This is a genomic window from Xanthomonas hortorum pv. cynarae (assembly GCF_002939985.1).
In the GTDB taxonomy this organism is placed as follows: Bacteria; Pseudomonadota; Gammaproteobacteria; order Xanthomonadales; family Xanthomonadaceae; genus Xanthomonas; species Xanthomonas hortorum_D.
In genome coordinates this window covers 102,107-120,055 of sequence record NZ_MDFM01000014.1, presented here as the reverse complement: position 1 = coordinate 120,055, position 17,949 = coordinate 102,107, and the positions used below count along the sequence as shown (strand labels likewise).

The 17,949-nt window shown below is 65.1% G+C and carries 18 protein-coding genes and 1 other RNA gene; 16 read left to right on the top strand and 3 right to left on the bottom strand.

All coding sequences use genetic code 11. The annotated features are described in order from the left end of the window. The first annotated feature begins 106 nt into the window (after positions 1-106). The 9 genes from rpoE to recO all read left to right on the top strand — a co-directional run bounded on the left by rpoE (position 107) and on the right by recO (position 8,912). Positions 107-727, top strand: a complete 621-nt coding sequence (rpoE, locus tag XcyCFBP4188_RS11780) for an RNA polymerase sigma factor RpoE (protein WP_023903245.1) — start codon at positions 107-109, stop codon at positions 725-727. Beyond that, positions 724-1,605: a sigma-E factor negative regulatory protein gene (locus tag XcyCFBP4188_RS11775; RefSeq protein WP_046932517.1), complete on the top strand. Its 882-nt coding sequence runs from the start codon at positions 724-726 to the stop codon at positions 1,603-1,605. The genes rpoE and XcyCFBP4188_RS11775 overlap by 4 nt, the downstream gene beginning before the upstream one ends. A gap of 110 nt (positions 1,606-1,715) precedes the next feature. Further along, the gene (locus XcyCFBP4188_RS11770; RefSeq protein WP_104592150.1) at positions 1,716-3,302 is read left to right on the top strand and encodes a DegQ family serine endoprotease; all 1,587 of its coding nucleotides are present in this window, start codon (positions 1,716-1,718) and stop codon (positions 3,300-3,302) included. A 190-nt stretch (positions 3,303-3,492) separates the two neighbouring features. Further along, entirely contained in the window at positions 3,493-5,283 is a 1,791-nt protein-coding gene (lepA, locus tag XcyCFBP4188_RS11765) for a translation elongation factor 4 (protein WP_006449892.1), read from the top strand. A gap of 104 nt (positions 5,284-5,387) precedes the next feature. Beyond that, a complete protein-coding gene (lepB, locus tag XcyCFBP4188_RS11760; protein WP_016903795.1) occupies positions 5,388-6,188 on the top strand; it encodes a signal peptidase I in 801 nt (266 codons plus the stop codon). After that, a complete protein-coding gene (locus XcyCFBP4188_RS11755) occupies positions 6,189-6,596 on the top strand; it encodes a DUF4845 domain-containing protein (RefSeq protein WP_026064646.1) in 408 nt (135 codons plus the stop codon). Further along, a complete protein-coding gene (gene rnc / locus XcyCFBP4188_RS11750; RefSeq protein ID WP_023903249.1) occupies positions 6,586-7,266 on the top strand; it encodes a ribonuclease III in 681 nt (226 codons plus the stop codon). Before XcyCFBP4188_RS11755 ends, rnc begins: the two co-directional genes overlap by 11 nt. Continuing rightward, positions 7,263-8,162 (top strand): GTPase Era, encoded by a 900-nt coding sequence (gene era, locus XcyCFBP4188_RS11745; RefSeq protein WP_023903250.1) that lies wholly within the window; start codon positions 7,263-7,265, stop codon positions 8,160-8,162. Before rnc ends, era begins: the two co-directional genes overlap by 4 nt. A 27-nt stretch (positions 8,163-8,189) precedes the next feature. Continuing rightward, positions 8,190-8,912: a DNA repair protein RecO gene (gene recO / locus XcyCFBP4188_RS11740; RefSeq protein ID WP_006449887.1), complete on the top strand. Its 723-nt coding sequence runs from the start codon at positions 8,190-8,192 to the stop codon at positions 8,910-8,912. Positions 8,913-9,000: 88 nt separating this feature from the next. Here recO and XcyCFBP4188_RS11735 read toward each other — a convergent pair whose 3' ends face one another. Beyond that, positions 9,001-9,723 carry a response regulator gene (locus tag XcyCFBP4188_RS11735; protein WP_006449886.1) on the bottom strand — a complete coding sequence of 241 codons (723 nt, stop codon included), beginning with the start codon at positions 9,721-9,723 and terminating at the stop codon, positions 9,001-9,003. A 157-nt stretch (positions 9,724-9,880) separates the two neighbouring features. Here XcyCFBP4188_RS11735 and rlmD point away from each other — a divergent pair, with 157 nt between their 5' ends. After that, positions 9,881-11,215: a 23S rRNA (uracil(1939)-C(5))-methyltransferase RlmD gene (gene rlmD / locus XcyCFBP4188_RS11730; protein ID WP_006449885.1), complete on the top strand. Its 1,335-nt coding sequence runs from the start codon at positions 9,881-9,883 to the stop codon at positions 11,213-11,215. Positions 11,216-11,273: 58 nt separating this feature from the next. Here rlmD and XcyCFBP4188_RS11725 read toward each other — a convergent pair. Both XcyCFBP4188_RS11725 and XcyCFBP4188_RS11720 read right to left on the bottom strand, forming a co-directional pair. Continuing rightward, positions 11,274-11,349: non-coding RNA, sX9 sRNA (locus XcyCFBP4188_RS11725), on the bottom strand. A gap of 61 nt (positions 11,350-11,410) precedes the next feature. Continuing rightward, positions 11,411-11,914, bottom strand: coding sequence for a hypothetical protein (locus tag XcyCFBP4188_RS11720; RefSeq protein WP_248283112.1), 504 nt, complete (start codon positions 11,912-11,914; stop codon positions 11,411-11,413). Between the two features lie 239 nt (positions 11,915-12,153). Between XcyCFBP4188_RS11720 and XcyCFBP4188_RS11715 the strand changes: the two genes are divergently transcribed. The 6 genes from XcyCFBP4188_RS11715 to XcyCFBP4188_RS11690 all read left to right on the top strand — a co-directional run bounded on the left by XcyCFBP4188_RS11715 (position 12,154) and on the right by XcyCFBP4188_RS11690 (position 17,926). Continuing rightward, a complete protein-coding gene (locus XcyCFBP4188_RS11715) occupies positions 12,154-12,678 on the top strand; it encodes a CYTH domain-containing protein (RefSeq protein ID WP_104592148.1) in 525 nt (174 codons plus the stop codon). A 129-nt stretch (positions 12,679-12,807) separates the two neighbouring features. Next, positions 12,808-13,491, top strand: a complete 684-nt coding sequence (locus XcyCFBP4188_RS11710) for a DsbA family oxidoreductase (protein WP_104592147.1) — start codon at positions 12,808-12,810, stop codon at positions 13,489-13,491. 15 nt (positions 13,492-13,506) lie between these two features. Further along, positions 13,507-14,541, top strand: coding sequence for an NAD(P)/FAD-dependent oxidoreductase (locus XcyCFBP4188_RS11705; RefSeq protein ID WP_174705842.1), 1,035 nt, complete (start codon positions 13,507-13,509; stop codon positions 14,539-14,541). A 4-nt stretch (positions 14,542-14,545) separates the two neighbouring features. Beyond that, entirely contained in the window at positions 14,546-16,111 is a 1,566-nt protein-coding gene (locus XcyCFBP4188_RS11700) for a cryptochrome/photolyase family protein (RefSeq protein ID WP_104592145.1), read from the top strand. A 256-nt stretch (positions 16,112-16,367) separates the two neighbouring features. Then, positions 16,368-17,372, top strand: coding sequence for a beta-N-acetylhexosaminidase (gene nagZ / locus XcyCFBP4188_RS11695; protein ID WP_006449879.1), 1,005 nt, complete (start codon positions 16,368-16,370; stop codon positions 17,370-17,372). Beyond that, complete coding sequence (locus XcyCFBP4188_RS11690; RefSeq protein ID WP_104592144.1) at positions 17,372-17,926, top strand: hypoxanthine-guanine phosphoribosyltransferase; 555 nt, start codon at positions 17,372-17,374, stop codon at positions 17,924-17,926. Before nagZ ends, XcyCFBP4188_RS11690 begins: the two co-directional genes overlap by 1 nt. The last annotated feature ends 23 nt before the right edge of the window (positions 17,927-17,949 follow it).

Below are 17,949 nucleotides of genomic sequence, written 5' to 3'. Positions count from 1 at the left end.
TGCCGCTACCCTGATGCGTGACGATCGTACGGATCGGTATGAACTTTTCTTTTCAATGGCGGTCTCATTGCCCGACTTCGGTGGGCTGACAGGAGTGCGGCCCGACATGGCCGAAGTCGATACACCTCAGGAGCTGGACCTGGAATTGGTCCGGCGTGTGCAGCGCGGAGAGAGCGCAGCGTTCGATGTGCTGGTGCGCAAATACCAGCACCGCATCGTTGCGTTGATCGGGCGCTACATCGCCGATTGGAGCGAATGTCAGGACGTGGCCCAGGATACGTTTGTGCGCGCCTACCGCGCGATCAACAGTTTCCGCGGCGATTCGCAGTTCTATACATGGTTGCACCGCATTGCCGTGAACACTGCCAAGAACCATCTGGTTGCGCACAACCGGCGTCCGCCCACCGACGACATCGAGATCAGCGATGCCGAGCAGTTCGATGGGGCGACCCGCTTGCGCGACACCGACACCCCGGAGCGCGAATTGATGCGACAGGAGCTGGAACAAACGGTGATGCGTGCGGTCCAATCCCTGCCGGAAGAACTTCGGTCGGCCATCACCCTGCGCGAGGTGGATGGGCTGAGCTACGACGAAATCGCGCGAAAAATGGATTGCCCGATCGGAACGGTGCGCTCGCGCATCTTCCGGGCGCGCGAGGCCATCGACATCGAGCTGCGGCCTCTGCTGGAGACCGAAAGCGCTACCCGTGAGCGACACCGCGTATGAGCCATACCCCTGTGATGTCCACCACCGACAAGTTCGAGCTTCACTATCGCCAGCAGTTGTCTGCGCTGGTGGATGGCGAATTGAACGCCGACGAGTCTCGCTTCTTGTTGCGCCGTCTGGCGCACGACGACGAGCTGGCCGGTTGCCACGAACGTTGGCAGCTGTGCGGCGATGTGCTGCGCGGCGCAGCCAGTGCGCCGGCACCGCTGGACTTCGCAGCGCGTGTGCGCACTGCAATCGCCGAGGAGCCCGCTCCACGGTCGCAACCCTCTACGCGCCCGGCGACGCGCTGGCGCTGGGGTGGTGGCGCGGCGATTGCGGCATCGGTCGCGGCGATCGCCTTGTTCATGGCGCGCGAGCGTTTGCCCGAGACGGCGCCGCCTGCCGCCCAGGTGCCGGTGTTCGCCTCGGCCGCGCAGATGCCCGCCGCAGTGCAGCCGTCGGCAGCGCCGAAAGCGCCGGCGACACCGGATCCGGCCACACCCGACGAGGCTGTCGCGCTTGCTGCAGCGGTGCCTGCCGCGGCGCTGGCCTCTGCCCGTCGCGGTGCGGCCACGCGCAATCAGCAGGCGGCCCGCAGTGTCGCTGCCCGCCAGCAGCAGGCGCCGACCCGCATGGTGGCCGCTGCCACGCCGGCACCGGTTGCTCCAGCAGTGCGTCCGGCCACGCCGTCGAACCCGTTCACGCATTCCGAGATGACCTTGCAGGCGCGGCCCTGGCCCCGCGCGGCCTTGTCCGGCGCTGGTGAAAGTCCGCTCAATGCCAGCTTCAGTCAAGGCCGCCAGGGTCCGGCGTTCTATCCGTTCGAGCCTGCGCCGCAAGCGATTGCCAGCCCGGCAGCGAGCCGGCCGCTGCCGGTGCAGCCGCCGCAAGACTGATACCGCCGCCGACCTTCATCGGTTCGGCGTCCTCCCTTCCGTTATCGTGCCGGACCCCTGCAAAGGCAGGGGCTTTGGCCCCTGTCGCCCTGCCATCGGAGGCAATCCTGATGAACCATCGCATCCGCACCCAGATGTTCGGCCTGATCGCCATGACCCTGCCGCTGGCCGCCTGCGCGCAGCAGCCCGCGCCCGCGGCCAAGGACGCCGCACCGATTGCCGCCAACCGCAGCGCCACGCCGGCGCCGCAGCTGGTGGCGGGCCTGCCGGACTTCACCAATCTGGTCGAACAGGTCGGCCCGGGCGTGGTCAATATCGAAACCACCATCACCCGCAAGGACGCCATGGCGCGCCAGCGGCGCGGTGGGCCGGGTGGGCAGGAAGGCGGCGCGATGCCGGGTGATGAGCAGATGCCGGAGTTCTTCCGCCGCTTCTTCGGGCCGGATTTCCAGATGCCGGGTGGGCCGCGCCAGGGGCCGGGTGGCCCAGGCCAGGGCGATGACGATGGCGGCATTGCCGGCAAGTCGATGGGCTCGGGCTTCATCATTTCGGCCGATGGCTATGTGCTGACCAACCATCACGTGGTCGATGGCGCCAGCGAGGTCACCGTCAAGCTGACCGACCGGCGCGAGTTCAAGGCCCAGGTGGTCGGCAGCGACGAGCAGTTCGACGTGGCGCTGCTCAAGATCGAGGCCAAGGGCCTGCCGACCGTGCGTCTGGGCGATTCCAATTCGCTCAAGCCGGGCCAGTGGGTGGTGGCGATCGGCTCGCCGTTCGGGTTGGATCACTCGGTCACGGCCGGTATCGTCAGTGCCACCGGTCGCAGCAACCCGTATGCGGATCAGCGCTACGTGCCCTTCATCCAGACCGACGTGGCGATCAATCAGGGCAACTCCGGTGGCCCGCTGCTCAACACGCGTGGCGAAGTGGTCGGCATCAACTCGCAGATCTTCTCCGCCTCGGGCGGCTACATGGGGATCAGTTTTGCGATCCCGATCGATCTGGCTTTCAGTGCTGCCGAACAGATCAAGGCCACCGGCCATGTGAGTCGCGGCATGCTGGGTGTGGCGGTCGGCCCGATCGATTCGCTCAAGGCGCAGGGCCTTAGCCTGCCGGACACGCGCGGCGCGCTGGTCAACGACATTCCCGCCGGCAGCCCGGCCGCCAAGGCCGGGATCGAAGTGGGCGATGTGATCACCGCCGTCAACGGCAAGCCGATCGAGGCGGCCAGCGATCTGCCACCGATGATCGGCCTGATGGCGCCGGGTACCAAGGTCACGCTGGATGTCCTGCGCGACGGCAAGCCGCGCAAGGTGACTGTCACCCTGGCGACGCTGGACAACCCGGCCGGCAACGCCGCACCGCGCACCGCTGCCGACGACAGCAAGCCCAGCGCACCGGCCAGCGTGGAACTGCTCGGGCTTCAGCTCGCCGATTTGACCGCCGCCGAGCGCAGTCGCCTGGGCCTGGAAGCGGGCGAGGGCGTGCGCATCGCCTCGGTCACCGGCGCGGCAGCGCGCAGCACCCAGCCGCCGTTGTCGCCGGGCTTGATCATCGCGCGTGTCGGTCGCACCAAGGTCGGCAGCGTCGCCGACATCAACCGCGCGCTGGCCGGTGTCAAGAAGGGCGATGTGGTCATGCTGCTGGTCACCGACGGCAAGGCCACCAGCTATGTCGCTTTGAAGGCTGGCGGCTGAGGGAGGCCGGGATTCGGGATTGGTGATTCGGGATTGGCAAGAGCAGGCTCTCGCTCGCGGGTGCTTGCTCTTGCTCTGCCTTTTCGAATCCCCAATCCCTACTCCCTAATCCCTGCCCCAAAGCGTGCGATAATGCTGCGTTACCCTGACGACGGCACCGCCGGCGCCCACCTCAATGTCCTCAGATTCAATGCGGAATATCCGCAACTTCTCCATCATTGCCCACGTCGACCACGGGAAATCCACCCTGGCCGACCGGATCATCCAGCTGTGCGGCGGCCTTCAGGCGCGAGAGATGGAAGCCCAGGTGCTCGACTCCAACCCGATCGAGCGCGAGCGTGGCATCACGATCAAGGCGCAGTCGGTGTCCTTGCCGTACACGGCGAAGGACGGGCAGGTCTACCAACTGAACTTCATCGACACCCCCGGGCATGTGGACTTCTCCTATGAAGTCAGCCGCTCGCTGGCCGCGTGCGAAGGCGCGTTGCTGGTGGTGGATGCGGCCCAGGGCGTGGAAGCGCAATCGGTCGCCAACTGCTACACCGCCGTCGAGCAGGGCCTGGAAGTGGTGCCGGTGCTCAACAAGATCGACCTGCCCACCGCCGACATCGAGCGCGCCAAGGCCGAGATCGAAGCGGTGATCGGCATCGATGCCGAAGACGCGGTGGCGGTCAGTGCCAAGACCGGCTTCAACGTCGATCTGGTGCTGGAAGCGATCGTGCAGCGCATTCCGCCGCCCAAACCGCGCGATACCGACAAGCTGCAGGCGCTGATCATCGACTCCTGGTTCGACAACTATCTGGGCGTGGTGTCGCTGGTGCGCGTGATGCAGGGCGAGATCAAGCCGGGCAGCAAGATCCTGGTGATGTCCACCGGCCGCACGCATCTGGTCGACAAGGTCGGCGTGTTCACCCCCAAGCGCAAGGAATTGCCCGCGTTGGGCGCCGGCGAAGTGGGCTGGATCAACGCCTCGATCAAGGACGTGCACGGCGCACCGGTCGGCGATACCTTGACCCTGGCGGCCGACCCGGCACCGCATGCGCTGCCCGGTTTCCAGGAAATGCAGCCGCGCGTGTTCGCCGGCCTGTTCCCGGTCGATGCCGAGGATTATCCGGACCTGCGCGAAGCCCTGGACAAGCTGCGTCTGAACGATGCGGCGCTGCGTTTCGAGCCGGAAAGTTCCGAGGCGATGGGCTTCGGCTTCCGCTGCGGCTTCCTGGGCATGCTGCACATGGAAATCGTGCAGGAGCGGCTGGAGCGCGAGTACAACCTCAATCTGATCTCGACCGCGCCGACCGTGGTCTATGAAGTGCTCAAGACCGACGGCAGCGTGATCCCGATGGACAACCCGTCCAAGCTGCCGCCGTTGAACCATGTGGAAGAGATCCGCGAGCCGATCATCCGCGCCAACATCCTCACCCCGCCCGATTACGTCGGCAACATCATCACCCTGTGCGAAGAAAAGCGCGGCAGCCAGATCGGCATCAATTACCTGGGTAGCCAGGTGCAGATCAGCTACGAGTTGCCGATGGCCGAAGTGGTGCTGGATTTCTTCGACAAGCTCAAGTCGGTCTCGCGCGGTTACGCCTCGCTGGACTATCACTTCCTGCGTTTCGATGCTGGCCCGTTCGTGCGTGTGGACACGCTGATCAACGGCGACAAGGTCGACGCGTTGAGCATCATCGTGCACCGCAGCTACGCCGATCGGCGCGGCCGCGAACTGTGCGAGAAGATGAAGGAATTGATCCCGCGGCAGATGTTCGACGTGGCAATTCAAGCCGCCGTGGGCGCGCAGATCATCTCGCGCTCCACGGTCAAGGCGATGCGCAAGAACGTGTTGGCCAAGTGCTATGGTGGCGACGTTTCGCGCAAGAAAAAGCTGCTGGAAAAGCAGAAAGAAGGCAAGAAGCGCATGAAGCAGGTCGGCCGCGTGGAGATTCCGCAGGAGGCCTTCCTGGCTGTCTTGCAGATGGATAAGTAGCAGGGATTTGGGATGCGTGATTCGGGATTGGCAACGACGCGCCAACCCTGAGCTTTTGCGAATCCCCAATCTCCAATCCCGAATCCTGTTCCGAAGGAACCCAAATGAAATGGTTTGAAATCGCCCTGGTCGTACTGACGCTGGGCACCGGCTTCATCTGGCTGCTGGACAAGTTGTTTCTGGCCAAGCGCCGCGCTGCACGTGCCGGGCTGCTGGACAGCGAGCCGGCGATCATCGATTACTCGCGCGCGTTCTTTCCGGTGTTGGCGGTGGTGCTGATCCTGCGCAGCTTTGTGGCCGAGCCGTACAAGATTCCGTCCAGTTCGATGATGCCCAATCTGCTGATCGGCGACTTCATCCTGGTCAACAAGTTCGCTTACGGCTTCCGTCTGCCGATCACCAACACCAAGTTCATTCCGACCGGCGAGCCCAAGCGTGGCGACGTGGTGGTGTTCAAGCCGCCGCATGCGCCCGACCAGAACTGGATCAAGCGCGTTGTGGGTTTGCCCGGCGACAAGATCGGTTTCCACGGCGATACGCTGTACATCAACGACAAGCCGATGCGCTACACGGTCAAGGGCGAGTACATCGGCAAGGGCAAGGGCGCCGAGATGACCGGCACCACGTTGCTGGTCGAGGACCTGCCGGGCCGCACGCACACCGTGCTGGAATGGGTCGATCGCAACATGCCGGCCGGGCAGGGCGACTGGACCGTCCCGGCCGCCAGCTATTTCGTGATGGGGGATAATCGCGACAACAGCGAAGACAGCCGATTCTGGACCCAGACGCACTTTCTGCCGGAAGCCAATCTGCGCGGCAAGGCGTTCCTGATCTGGCTCAATTGCGAAGGGTGGTTCTGCAAGGGGAGTTTCGATCCGTCGCGGATCGGGACCGGAATCCAGTAAATGCACGCACGGCGTGCCAGGGGAAGCACAATGAAGCGCAAGCAGAGCGGTATGACGTTGACGTCGTTCGTGGTGGTGCTGGCGGTGGTGGGGTTTGGCCTGTACTTGGGCATGAAGCTGTTTCCGATGTATCAGGAATATTATTCCGTGCGCACCGCGATGAAGGGTCTGGCCAAAGAGCCCGGCGCCGGCGAGATGGATCCGTCCAAGTTGCAGGATCTGTTCTTCCGTCGGCTGTACATCAATTACTCGGAAAACGTCAAAAAAGAAGACGTGAAGTTCGAGCGCATCGAAGGCGGCTGGCGCATGAAGGTCAACTACGAAGTGCGTCGCGAAATGATCGGCAATCTCGATGTGGTCGGCAAATTCGATACATCGCAGGACATGACTGGACGTGGTGGGCAATAGAACTTTCCAGCGTGGCGATCCGATCGGGCACGCGTTTGCCGATCCGGGTCTGCTCGCCCAGGCGCTGCGGCATCGCAGCGCCGGGACCCCGCATAACGAACGACTGGAATTCCTCGGCGACGGCATCGTCAATCTGCTGATCGCCGAGGCGCTGTATCAGCGCTGGCCCAAGGCCGACGAAGGCGCATTGACCCGTGCGCGCGCCGAACTCGTGCGCGAAGGGGCGCTGGCCGTCATCGGCCGCACGCTGAATCTGGGCGAGCGTTTGACGCTCGGTCCGGGCGAGCTGAAATCCGGTGGCCACCGGCGCGATTCGATCCTGGCCGATGCGGTCGAAGCGATCGTGGCGGCGATCTATCTGGACTGTGGCTTCGAGCGTTGCCGTGAGGTGGTGCTGCCCTGGTTCGAGCCTTCATTGGCTGCGCTGCCGGTGGGCAAGGCTGAAAAAGATCCCAAGACCCGGCTGCAGGAATGGCTGCAGGCGCGGCAACTCCCGCTGCCCAATTACGCGCTGATCAGTGAAAGCGGCGACGAACATGCCAAGCAGTTCCATGTCGCCTGCATTCTGGAACAGCCCGTCGCCCGCGCCGAAGGCCAGGGCACCTCGCGTCGCCTCGCCGAGCAACAGGCGGCCACCCTTGTCATCGCACAACTGGATTCAAACACGTGAGCGAAACCTCTTCCCCCCACCGTAGCGGCAGCGTCGCCGTGATCGGCCGTCCCAATGTCGGCAAGTCCACCCTGACCAATGCGCTGGTCGGCGCAAAGGTCAGCATCGTGTCCAACCGGCCGCAGACCACGCGGCATCGCTTGCTGGGCATCGCCACCTTCCCCGAGGGGCAGCTGGCATTGGTGGATACGCCCGGATTGCATCGCGAGCAGAAGCGCGCCATGAACCGGGTGATGAATCGCGCTGCGCGCGGCTCGCTGGAAGGCGTGGATGCGGCAGTGCTGGTGATCGAAGCCGGCCGGTGGGACGAAGAAGACACGCTGGCCTTCAAGGTCCTGAGCGATTCCAAAGTGCCGGTAGTGCTGGTCGTCAACAAGGTCGACCGGCTCAAGGACAAGACCGCGCTGTTCCCGTTCCTGGCGCAGGTTAGCGAAGGCCGCACATTCGCTGCAGTGCATCCGGTCTCGGCGCTCAAGCGCAAGGGCCTGGAAGCGCTGGTCGGCGACCTGCTCAAGCTGGTGCCCGAGGCCGAGGCGATGTTCGGCGAGGACGAGATCACCGATCGCAGTCAGCGCTTTCTGGCTGGCGAACTGGTGCGCGAGCAGTTGATGCGCCAGCTCGGCGAAGAACTGCCGTATGCCACCACCGTGGAGATCGAGCGCTTCGCCGAAGACGGCGCATTGCTGCGCATCGGCGCGGTGATCTGGGTCGAGCGCGAAGGCCAGAAGGCGATCGTGATCGGCAAGGGCGGCACCCGCCTGAAGGAAATCGGCGGCAAGGCGCGCCTGCAGATGGAGCGGCTGTTCGGCGCCAAGGTGTTCCTGGAAACCTGGGTACGCGTACGCGAAGGCTGGTCGGACGACGAAGCGGCATTGAAGGCGTTCGGGTACGAGTAAGACCGGGACCCTGTCCCGCCTGCCGCCATGCTGATCGACAACGAACGCGGTTTCGTCCTGCATGTGCGCCCCTGGCGCGAGACCAGTCTGCTGGTGGAAGTGCTCACCGAGCAGCAGGGGCGGGTGGGATTGCTGGCGCGTGGTGTGCACGCGCCGCGCAAGCAGGCCTTGCGCGCCGCATTGCAGCCCTTGCAGCTGATCCAGTTCACGGCGATGCAGCGCGGCGAGCTTGCGCAACTGCGCCAGGCCGAGGCGTTGGACACTGCGCCGCGCCTGGCCGGCGAAACCATGTTGGCCGGTTTCTATATCAGCGAGTTGCTGCTGCGGCTGGCCCCACGCAACGACCCGGTGCCCGAGCTGTTCGATTGCTATGCGCGGGCGCGTGCGCATCTGGCCTCCAACCTGCCGTTGGCCTGGGGCTTGCGTCAGTTCGAGCGCGATGTGCTCGATGGGCTCGGGTTTGCCTTCGATCTGCAACACGACAACGACGGCCAACCGATCGACCCGGCGGCACGTTACCGCCTCGATCCGCAGGAAGGCGCATTGCGCGTGTTGAGCGAGCGGCTGGCGCAGGACCGGCGCGAGACCGTGACCGGTGCGGCGCTATTGGCGCTGGGCGAAGACGTCATGCCGGCGGCCGACGACATGCCGGGATTGCGCCGCAGCATGCGTGGCGTGCTGCTGCATCACCTGGGCGGGCGCGGTCTGAAGTCCTGGGAAATGCTCGAGGATCTGGCGCGCCGGCGCTGATCAGCAAGGCAAACTCGCTACGCGGCTGGGCGCGTCATTCAACCGAGCTCCGTACGCACTCTCTACAACGCAGCGACAGGCGCTCAGTTCAGTGAAGCAACGCCGCCACCGCCGCATGAAACTGCGTCTGCGCCGTGCTCGATTGCGGGTCGCCGCGTAGTAAACGCACCGCGCCGGCAAGCCGCGCTGCGCCGACAAAGCCGCAACTGGCCTGCAGCCGGTGCAGATGGTTGCGCAGTGCCGGCTCGTCGCTGATCTGCAGGGCCGAATCCACCGCGTCGCGCGTGCCCGGCAACTCGGCCAGGAACAATTCGCGCAGCGCATTCAGATGGTGCTGCTGACCGTTGAGCGCGCTGAGTGCGGCCGCTTCGTCCCAATCGCTGGCGGCGATGTCGACCACACCAACCGGCGCCACGCTGTAACGGCCGCGCGCCAGTCCGCGACGCACTGCCTGCAGCAGGCGTTCGGAGCTCAGCGGCTTGACCATCATTTCCAGAAACCCATCGGACTGCAGGCTGCGTTGCATGGTCATGGTGCCGTCGGCGGTGTGGGCAAGTGCGGGGACGTCGGGATGCAACAGGCGCAGTGCGCGCAGCAGCTCGCTGCCGGTGCCATCGGGGAGATTGACGTCGATCAGCCAAAGGTCGTGACGATGTTCGCGGGCGCGGTCGAGCGCCGAAGACAGCGAATCGGCGCAATCCACCCGGGCTGGCAGGTCTTCCAGGACAGCCTGGAGAAACCCGCGGCTGATCGGGTCGTCTTCCACCAGCAAGAGTCGTGGGTGGGGTTCCTGACGTGTCGCCATATTCATGCTGCCTCCTTGTCAGCGATGCCGCGTCGTGACCGTCGCGCGCAGCTGGAGTTTGCCTGTGTTTGCGGCGCGCGACAATTGTCCCATTGCTTGAAGCGGCCTCCATCGATCGCATCTGCGACAATACGCACCCTTTTTGCCCGCAGCTCGTCGCCACGTGGCCAGAACCAGAAACCGTTTCGACCGTACCCCGTTCCAGACCGCCATCATCGACCTCAGTCACGACGGCCGCGGTGTTGCCCGCCGCGAGGGCGAAGGCGGCAAGGTCACCTTCATCAGCGGCGCCCTGCCCGGTGAGGTGGTGCATGCCGAACCCACCGCGCGCAGCCGGCATTTCGATGAGGCCAAGACGGTGGAGGTGCTGGAGGCATCGCCGCAACGGGTGACCCCGCGCTGCCCGCATTTCGGCGTCTGTGCCGGCTGCGTGCTGCAGCATCTGGACGAGTCGCAGCAGATCGTGGCCAAACAGCGTGTGCTGATGGATAACCTGGAGCGCATCGGCCACGTCACCCCGCAGGCGATCCTGCCGGCGTTGGTGGGCGACAACTGGGGCTACCGCCGCAAGGGTCGCTTCTCGGTGCGACGGGTGGAAAAGAAGGACAAGACGCTGGTCGGTTTCCGCGAGCTCGATCCGCGCTTCGTGGCCGATCTGTCGGTCTGCTACACGGTGATCCCGCAGATCGGTGAGAAGATTCCGTTGCTGGCCGCGCTGGTCGAAGGTCTGGACGGCAAGCGCGACATCCCGCAGATCGAATTCATTGCCGGTGACGAGGCGGTGGTGCTGACCATCCGCCACATGCAGCCGCTCAGCGAGCGCGATCTGCAGGCGCTGACGGAATTTGCGCAAGCGCACGATTTTGCGATCTTCCTGCAGCCGGGCGGCGTGGAGAGCGTGCATCCGCTGTGGCCGCAACAGGTGCCGCTGTCGTTCCGCTTACCGCAGTGGGACGTGGAGCTGGCGTTCCGGCCGCTGGACTTCATCCAGGTCAACGCCTCGCTCAACCAGAAAATGATTGCGCATGCACTGGCATTGCTTGACGCCAGGCCCGAGGACCGCGTGCTGGATCTGTTCTGTGGATTGGGCAATTTCACCCTGCCGCTGGCACGCGGCGTGCGCGAAGTGGTCGGCGTGGAAGGCGATGCCGGGCTGGTGGCGCGTGCGCGCGAGAATGCCCAGCGCAATGGTCTGGACAACGCGCAGTTTCATGCGGCCGACCTGACCCAGGATCAGCGCCACACCGCGTGGATGCGGCAGGGCTTCGACAAGCTGCTGCTGGATCCGCCACGGTCGGGTGCGTTGGAAGTGTTGCAGCAGCTGCCGTTGAAAAAGTTCGAGCGCATCGTCTACGTAAGCTGCCATCCGGGGTCGCTGGCGCGCGACGCCGGCTATCTGGTCAACGAGCAGGGCTTTACGCTCAAGGCCGCCGGTGCGATGGACATGTTTCCGCATACGGCGCATGTGGAAAGCATCGCGGTGTTTGAGCGGCGCTAGGCCGTCATGTTCCGGGCGTCGGTTACCCGTCGCCCGGACGGCGTGACGCTCTTAGAGTGGCTAACAAAACGTAGCGAGCGGTCGTCAGGTGGGTGCGGATGGCGCGGAGGAACCGGAGTGTACGATTGGTACATGAGGATTCCGAGCACCGGCCGCGCCCGCCTGGCGGCTGCGCAGTAGTTTTGTTAGCCGCTCTTAGTCTTTCTTTTCGACGGCGTTCTGCCATTGCCCGTCGACCAGCGCGAAGGCCATCGGCCGCGTGCCGCGTTTGCCTTCGGCCTCAACGATGACGTCGCACTCAACCACTGGCGCTTCACTGCCGAGTTTGCAGCGCTCGACACCGGAGACCTGCGCAGTACGCGCGGCGTCTTGAATGCGCGTGCGCATCGCCGCGTCGTTCTCCTGCACAAGCATCTGGCTGATGGCTTCGCGCAGGAGCACATGCACGCGATCCTGCGGCGGTCCCGGCGCGGCGACTTCCATTTCGTTCTTGCTGTGCTGCAAAACCCACGCGTTATCGTTCGGGACAAACCGCAGCGTCATGTGTCTTTCGCTGGGCCCGGCCTGGCCGGTGACGATGCAATCGAGCGTCTCCGGTTTGGCGTCGACAGCCGGCAGGCAGCCGGTCAACGCGGTCAAGCGCGGACGGAACATGGCGGACATGAGCGCGTCGCCCTGCTCCTGCGGGTTGTCTGCCATGTCATCGGCGATGGCCGCATCCAGTGCCTGTTGCGCCTGGGCCAGCGAGAGCGTGGCTGCAGCAGCGCCGGCTGTGGCAGTTGCGCACACCAATGCGGCAGTGAGCGCCGCAATGTGCAGGGTGGAGTATCGGCTGACTGTCATGGCGTTCTGTCCTTGAATGAGAGGGGGCGGAGTGTAGAGGTCGCGAGGCTGCGTCGGCCAGGCATTTTTCTGCAGGTCCCGCCATACTTGTGGACATGGGCATTGAAATCGAACGCAAGTTTCTCGTGACCGGCGACGGTTGGCGTAGCGCCGCGCATGCGGTGATCCCGATGGCGCAGGGCTATATCAACGACCAGGCAGCGATGCGCAGTGGCGCGCAGAACGCGTCGGTGCGCGTGCGCATCCAGGGCGAGAGCGCATTTCTCAATTTGAAATCGCGGCAGGTGGGGCATACGCGGCAGGAGTTCGACTACCCGATTCCGGTGGTCGATGCGCGTGCGCTGCTGGCGCTGTGTGTCGGCGGTTTGATCGACAAGCGCCGGCATTTGGTCGAGTACCAGGGTCATGTGTGGGAAGTGGATGAATTTCTCGGCGACAACGCCGGGCTGGTCGTGGCCGAGATCGAACTCGATAGCGCCGACGAGGCGTTTGCCAAGCCCGCGTGGATCGGCGAGGAAGTCACCGACGATGTGCGCTATTACAACCTGGCGCTGGCCTCGCACCCGTTCTCGCAGTGGCTGGAGAGCCGGGATTCGGGATTGGGTATTCGGGATTCGTAAGAGCTAAAAGGTGATGCGTCGGACTTGGGCTGATGCGTTGCGAATTCCCAATCACGACTACCCAATTCCTGCCTTGGAATTAGGCTTATGCTCTGCCAATCCCCAATAACGAATCTCCAATCCCCGCCCATGCGCATCGATATCTGGTCTGACGTTGTCTGTCCCTGGTGCTGGATCGGCAAGCGCCGTTTCGAGCAGGCGGTGGCCTCGCTTGGTGCGCAGGCACCTGCGCTGGACATCCATTACCACGCGTTTCAGCTGGATCCCGATGCCGGTCTGGAACCGACACCGTTGCGTGCTGCGCTGGCGCAAAAGTTTGGCGGTGCTGCGCGCGTGGATCAGATGCTGGCGCAGACGCAGGCCACTGCGCGTGCCGAAGGCCTGCCGTTCGATTTCGGGCGTGGGCAGGTGCAGGTGAGCACGCTGCGCGCGCATCGGCTGATCTGGCTGGCGAGCCATGAGGGCGATGTCGAGGCGGTGATCGAAGCGCTGTTCCATGCGCATTTTGCCGAAGGCGACAACCTGGGCGCGACCGAAACGCTGGTGCATGCCGGCGCCGCTGGCGGTCTGGATGAGGCGCGCGTGCGCGCACTGTTGGACTCCGACGAAGGCATCGTTGCGGTGGAGGCGCAATTGGCGCAGGCCACCGCACTGGGAATCCGTGCGGTGCCCAGTTTCGTGATCGATGGACGCAGCCTGATCCAGGGCGCGCAGCCGCCGGAGAGTTTTGCGCAAGCACTGTTGCAGCTGGCGGCCGAATCGGCGCCGATCGGCGGTCCCGATGCCTGCGGGCCGGATGGCTGTGCGGTGTGAACGGCCGGCGGCGTCTTGCAACTCCCAATAGCTGAGCAGATGACACAGCCCGCCCGCCCGAAGACGGTTGCGGTGATCGGCGCCGGATTGGCAGGGCTTGCCTGTGCGCAACGGCTGCAGGCGGCGGGATGGACGGTAACGCTGTTCGAGCAGGGCGATGCACCCGGCGGCCGCATGCGCAGTTGCGCAGGCGATGGCTGGCAGTGCGACCACGGCGCGCAGTATTTCACCGCACGCGATCGGGCGTTTGCAGCCGTGGTGGACGAATGGATTGCCACCGGCGTCGCGGCGGCCTGGCCCGCGCGCGTCGCGAGTTGGGATGGCATCCAATTTCGTCCCTCGCAGAGCGTTTTGGCGCGCTTTGTCGGTGTGCCGGACATGGCCGCACCGGCGCGCGCGCTTGCGGCAGACCTGGATGTTCGATTGGGAACCGCTGTGCGATCTCTGCAGCGCAACGGCGACACATGGTGTCTGGCTGTGTCGGGAGACGAGACAAGACGCGCCTTCGACACAATGTTGCTGGCGGTGCCGGCGCCGGTTGCAGCTGCATTGCTGCAGCACATCGCGCCCACGCTCGCGGCGATTGCCGCTGGCGCAAACATGCAGCCGGCCTGGGCGGTGGTGCTGCATTTCGACACGCCGCTCGACCCTGGTTACGACGCCTTGTTCGTCAACGCCGGCCCGTTGCGCTGGGTGGCGCGCAACGCCAGCAAGCCTGGACGAACCGGCAGCGAAACCTGGCTGCTGCATGCCAATGCCGATTGGAGCCAGGCGCATTTCGACGCGACGCCCGAGGCGGTGATTGCCAGTGTGTTGCCAACACTGGCCGCGCTTGGGTTGCCAGTGCCGCAGTCCTGCGCTGCGTCTCGCTGGACAGTGGCCAGCACCGATCCGCCCTTGCAGATCGGCGGTGCCTGGGACGCGCAATTGCGTATCGGTCTGTGTGGCGACTGGTTGGCCGGCGGCAAGGTGGAAGGCGCCTGGCAAAGCGGCGTGGCACTGGCGGAACGTGTGCGCGCCAGCAATGCCGTACGCAGCGATCGCGATTAATGCTGTGGCACGCGCAGCCGACCTCACCCCTCAGGCACCTGCACACACGCTGCGCCTGATTCTGGGCGATCAGCTCAATCCGCAGCACAGCTGGTTCGATGCGACCGATGCGGGCGTGGTCTACGTGCTGATGGAAGTGCGCGAAGAAACCGATTATGTGCTGCATCACGCGCAGAAGATCCTGGCGATCTTCGCGGCGATGCGCGCGTTCGCCGCACGCTTGCGGCAGGTCGGTCACCGGGTGCGTTACGTGGCCATCGACAACTCCAGCAATCGGCACTCGATTCCCGCCAATCTGGACGCGCTGATGGCGCATTACCGCGCCAGCCACTTGGAGTATCAGGCGCCGGACGAATGGCGGCTGGATGAAGCGTTGCGAGACTGGTGCGCGCGCCAGCCATTCGCCACACGCATGGTCGACAGCGAGCATTTTCTGACCGAACGCGATGAGGTGGACGCGTGTTTCCGCCCCGGCAGCCAATGGCGCATGGAGGTGTTCTATCGAAAGATGCGCCGTCGCCATCGAATCTTGCTCGATGCATCCGGCGAGCCGGAAGGTGGGCGCTGGAATTTCGATCACGACAACCGCGCGCCATGGCCAGGTGATCCGCCGCCGCCGCAGGAGTGGCGGGCAGCGCACGACCATCGCGCGTTATGGCGTTGCATCGAAGCGGCTGGCGTGCGCAGCTTCGGCGCGCCGAACGCCGACGCGCTGCCATGGCCGCTGGATCGTGACGAAGCGCTGCAGCACCTGGAGGCCTTCATCACGCATGCGTTGCCGGATTTCGGTCGCTACGAAGATGCGATGAGCACGCGCAGCCCGCGCCTGTTCCATTCGCTGCTGTCGTTCGCGCTCAACATCAAGCTGCTGCATCCGCGCGAGGTGATCGCCCGTGCCGAGGCGGCATGGCATGACGGACATGCGCCGCTGGCATCGGTGGAAGGTTTCATCCGGCAGATTCTAGGCTGGCGCGAATACGTGCGCGGGGTGTATTGGTCGCAGATGCCGGGCTATGCACAGTCCAATCAGCTGGCGCAGCATGCGCCGCTACCGCACTGGTTCTGGGACGGGCAGATCGGCATGCGTTGCCTGGCCGATGCCATCGGCAATTCACTGGCCAACGCGCATGCGCACCATATCCAGCGGCTGATGGTGATCGGCAATTTCGCGCTGCTGGCGGGGCTGGAGCCGCAGGCGCTGCATCGATGGTACCTGGGCGTCTACATCGACGCCTTCGAGTGGGTGGAGTTGCCCAATACGATCGGCATGAGTCAGTTCGCCGACGGCGGCCTGCTCGGCAGCAAGCCGTATATCAGCGGCGCGGCCTATATCGACCGCATGAGCGATTACTGCGGCGGCTGCAAGTACCAGCGCAAGGCGCGGGTGGGCGCGCAGGCCTGCCCGTACAACGCGCTGTATTGGGATTTCCTGGCGCGGCAGCGCACGCTGCTGCACGCCAACGAGCGGCTGGCGATGCCGTACCGGCAGCTCGACGACATGGCGCCGGAGGTGCTGGCCCAGGTGCAGGCGCAGGCAGCGCATTGGCGGGCGAATCTTGAGGTGCTCTGACTTGCGCTGGATCAGGGCGGCTCTAAGGACGTCCCGAGCGGCCTGGACACGGCTCAGTCCGCAGGGGCAGTGCGGCTGCGGGCCTTGGGCGAAACCAGCAAGCCGACGTCGGTGAGTGCAGAACATCGCCTGGGTAATCAGGCGCGTAGACGTACAGGTCCGGCACCTGCCTGAATACGCGATCTGACGCTGCAACGCGCATCTGCGACAATGCCGCGCTGCGCCAACGTGGCGCCTGGCCCGGGAGTCCCCCAACATGCTTCTGATCGGCGTTGCCGGTACCGAACTCAGTGCACAGGAGCGCGACTGGCTGCAGCACGATGCGGTCGCCGGCGTGGTGCTGTTCAAGCGCAACTTCGCCTCGCGCACGCAAGTGGCCGAACTGTCCGCGTCCATCCGCGCCGCGGCACCGCGCCCGGTGTTGATCTGCGTGGACCAGGAAGGCGGGCGCGTGCAGCGGTTTCGCGACGGTTACAGCGCCCTGGCGCCGCTGCAGAGCTTCGGCGCGCAGTATGCGCAGGACCCCGAGGCCGCCCTTGCTGCCGCGCGCGCGCATGCGCAGCTGATGGCCAGCGAAGTACGTGCCAGCGGGGTGGACCTGAGCTTTGCGCCGGTGGTGGATCTGGGCCGCGGCAACCGCGCCATCGGCGATCGCGCCTTCAGCGACGACCCGCAGATCGTGGCCAGCTTCACCCGCGCCTATGTGCAGGCGCTGCACGGCGCCGGCATGGCCGCCACGCTCAAGCATTTCCCCGGCCATGGCACGGTGCTGGAAGACACCCATGTCGACCATGCCAGCGACCCGCGGCCGCTGGACGTGCTGCTGGCCGAGGATCTTGTGCCATTCGTGGCCGGGATCGAAGCCGGTGCCGACGCGGTGATGATGGCGCACGTGGTCTACCCGCAGGTTGCGCCGGAACCGGCCGGTTATTCGCAGCGCTGGATCGAGCAGATCCTGCGTGGGCAACTGGGCTTCCGCGGCGTGGTGTTCTCCGACGACATCGGCATGGCCGCCTCGTTCAGTGCCGGTGGCGTGGCGGGCCGGGTGCATGCGCACCTGGATGCCGGCTGCGACGTGGTGCTGGTCTGCCACCCGGAACTGGTCGACGAATCGCTGCACGCCGTGCAAGGCCGCAGCCTCAATACCGCAGCACTGATAAGCCTGATCGGCCGCGGCGCGCTGGGCTGGGATGGCCTGCTCGCCGGCACCGACGCCTCATTCACCACTTCCCCTTCCGCCCCTTTCGGAACAACTGCCTGATGTCCACGCTCACCATTTCCCAGGCCCTGGCCCAAGCCGATCTGCTGGTCGACAGCCCCGCCATCGACGCCGCCGTCGGCACCATTGCCGATGCGATCGCGCGCGACTACGCCGGCGAAGTGCCGGTATATCTCACCATCATGCATGGCGCGCTGCCGTTCTCCGGCCAGCTCGCGCTGGAGCTGGGCGCACGCGGCCAGGACCTGCAGTTCGATTACCTGCATGCCACCCGTTACCGCGGCGAAACCACCGGCGGCGAGCTGGTCTGGAAGCACCGCCCGGCCACCGCGTTGTTCGGCCGCCGGGTGATTCTGGTCGACGACATTCTCGATGAGGGTTACACGCTGCAGGGCGTGCGCCAGTGGTGCCTGGAGCAGGGCGCTACCGACGTGCGTGTGGCGGTGTTGACCGTCAAGCGCCATGACCGCTGCGTGCCCGGCGTCGCTGCCGATTATGTGGGCGTGGAAGTGGCCGACCGCTACGTGTTCGGCTTCGGCATGGACGTCAACGAGCAGCTGCGCGGCATTCCCGCCATCTATGCGATGAAGCAGTAATTCCCGCAGTGTGCCCGCATCGC